The sequence below is a fragment of the Thermus sp. genome (assembly GCF_056332225.1).
In genome coordinates, this window is the sequence record NZ_JBWGQW010000107.1 from 1 (window position 1) to 2,051 (window position 2,051).

The following is a 2,051-nucleotide window of genomic DNA, read 5'->3' on the forward strand; positions in this document are numbered from 1 at the left end:
GTCCTGGATCTCCCAGTACGGCAAGAGCGCGGTGAGGGAGTCCTCCCGCGCCCGGGAAAAGGGGCTAAGCGTCCATGCATTAAACTATCTACATGCCCGCTCCCCTTCGCATACACCTGACTCCCGAGCAGGAGGCCCAGCTCCGGGAGCTGGAGACCAACCCCGTGGTCCCCTTCAAGGTCCGGCGCCGGGCCCAGGCCATCCGCCTGGCCGCCCAGGGGTGGACCGCCCCCAGGATTGCCCGCCACCTGGGCCTGGACCGCACCACCCTCCACCGCGACCTCAGGCGGTGGCTGGAGAGGGGGATAGAGGGTCTTGCAGACGGTAAGCCCCCCGGGGCCAGGCCCCGCTGGACCCCGGCCATGAGCGCCTTCCTGAGGGAACTCTTGGCGGGGGAGGAAGCCTGGACGGCCCCCCGTCTGCTGGAGGCTTTGGAGAGGCACTTCTTCGTGACCTTCCACCCGGGGACGGTACGGCGGAAGCTCTTGGAGATGGGCTACCGGTGGAAACGGACGCGGTACGTGCCCACGGGGAAGCCCAAGGAGGAGGAGGTGGAGGGGTTCAAGGCGGCCTTGGGGGAGGCGGAAAGGGGGGGCTGAGGGTGTTCTTTTTGGATGAAAGCGGGTTTGGGCTTTCCCTGCCTCCCACCTATGCTTGGGCGAGGAAGGGGGAGGCCAAAAGGGTGCCCCGGGCCTGGGGGAGGTCGGGGCGGGTGAACGCGGTGGCGCACCTGGAGAGGCTTCCCCAGGGGGGCTGGGTCCTGGGATACAGGCTTCTGGAGGGGCGGTGCGGGACGGGGGAGGTGGTGGCCTACCTGGAGGGGCTGAGCCGGGAGGTGGCGCGGGAGGGGGTGCGTGGGGTGGTGTTCCTGGACAACGCGCCCTTTCACCGGTCCCGGGCCTTTCGGGAGGCGGCGGGGAGGTGGAGGGAGCGGGGGCTAGAGGTGGCCTACCTGCCGCGATACAGCCCGCACCTGAACCCGGTGGAGAGCATCTGGCGGCGGGTGAAGGGGTTTTTGATGCCAAGGCGGCACTACGGGAGCGTGGGGGAGCTGAGGCGGGCGGTGGCCGAGGCCTTGGAGAGGCTGCGGGAGCGGATGAGGCAGGAGGTGTTGCAAGGTCTATGTGCGTGTGCCCCATCTCACACCTCCCCGAAGAGCTCCCTGAGCGCTTCCGCCGACTTGTCCGCAAGGTAGCTTCGCTGACCGTGGGGGGCCTTGAGCCTGGCCTCGAGGGCGTAGAGCCGGGAGACCAGGGCCCGGAGCGCCCTCACCGCCCCTTCCACCTCGGGGGCCACCTCGGGAGCCGAAAGAGGGTGGGCCTCCAGGAAGCGGCGGAGGTCCTCGGCGTAGAGGGCGAGGGCCCGGGCGGCCTGGCCCATCTCCTCCAGGTGCCGGGCCGCCCTCACGCCTCCACCTCTCCGGTAGCTTCCTTGAGGAAGCGGTTGGCCTGCCGCCGCTCCCACCTGTGGCTCGCCCGCTTGAGCCACTTGGCCACCCCCGCCTTCATGGCCGCGTACTTCCGCTCCTTCAGGACGCGGTTCGCGTAGGCCCACTTCATCACTCACCTCCTTCACCCCGGAACGAGGGGGGCGGAAGCCCCCCCTCGCCCTAGGCCACCTCCAGGACCGCCCACCCGGCCCGGGTGGGCACGAAGACCCGCTCCCCCGGAAGGGGGTGGAGCTCCGCCACCTCCACGTGGCCGAGGGCCTCGAGGACCTCGAGGTCCACCCACCCTTCCTTCACCAGCCGGGGGTGGACGTAGGCCCCCTCGCGCCGGATGAGGGCCTCGAGGGCCCGGTCGGAAAGCCTGGCCTTGGGAACGCCGTCCGTGTTGGGCAGGAGCGCGACCATCCCGCACCTCCTGCCCCTGGCCGTGGGGCCGCTTACCTTGCGGCCCCCAGGCCCTCTTCCCGGTAGGCCACCCGCACCCGCTCGGGGCTCACCAGGACCAGGCCGCTCTTTCCCGGAAAGGCCCGCACCACCTCCTCCGCGAGCTCCAAGAGGAAGGGGTGGTCCTCCCGCCTGGCCCGGCCCACCACCCGCACGGGCC

3 protein-coding genes and 1 pseudogene are annotated in these 2,051 nt (G+C 70.6%); 1 reads left to right on the forward strand and 3 read right to left on the reverse strand.

The features are described from left to right. Window positions 1-92 precede the first annotated feature (92 nt). Window positions 93-1,087: pseudogene (locus tag AC01Y6_RS10215) on the forward strand (IS630 family transposase); the annotation flags it as partial. Between the two features lie 53 nt (window positions 1,088-1,140). On the opposite strand, the gene AC01Y6_RS10220 reads toward AC01Y6_RS10215, so the two are convergent. The 3 genes from AC01Y6_RS10220 to AC01Y6_RS10230 are packed head-to-tail and all read right to left on the reverse strand — an operon-like array spanning window position 1,141 to window position 1,852. After that, entirely contained in the window at window positions 1,141-1,407 is a 267-nt protein-coding gene (locus tag AC01Y6_RS10220) for a hypothetical protein (protein ID WP_476671402.1), read from the reverse strand. Then, window positions 1,404-1,559, reverse strand: a complete 156-nt coding sequence (locus tag AC01Y6_RS10225) for a hypothetical protein (RefSeq protein ID WP_476671403.1) — start codon at window positions 1,557-1,559, stop codon at window positions 1,404-1,406. Before AC01Y6_RS10225 ends, AC01Y6_RS10220 begins: the two co-directional genes overlap by 4 nt. 50 nt (window positions 1,560-1,609) lie before the next feature. After that, window positions 1,610-1,852 carry an RNA 2'-phosphotransferase gene (locus AC01Y6_RS10230; protein ID WP_428720844.1) on the reverse strand — a complete coding sequence of 81 codons (243 nt, stop codon included), beginning with the start codon at window positions 1,850-1,852 and terminating at the stop codon, window positions 1,610-1,612. Window positions 1,853-2,051 lie beyond the last annotated feature (199 nt).

Coding starts and splice junctions, on each gene's coding strand:
- AC01Y6_RS10225 (WP_476671403.1), bottom strand. CDS start 1,559: ATGAAGTGGGCCTACGCGAACCGCGTCCTGAAGGAGCGGAAGTACGCG.
- AC01Y6_RS10230 (WP_428720844.1), bottom strand. CDS start 1,852: ATGGTCGCGCTCCTGCCCAACACGGACGGCGTTCCCAAGGCCAGGCTT.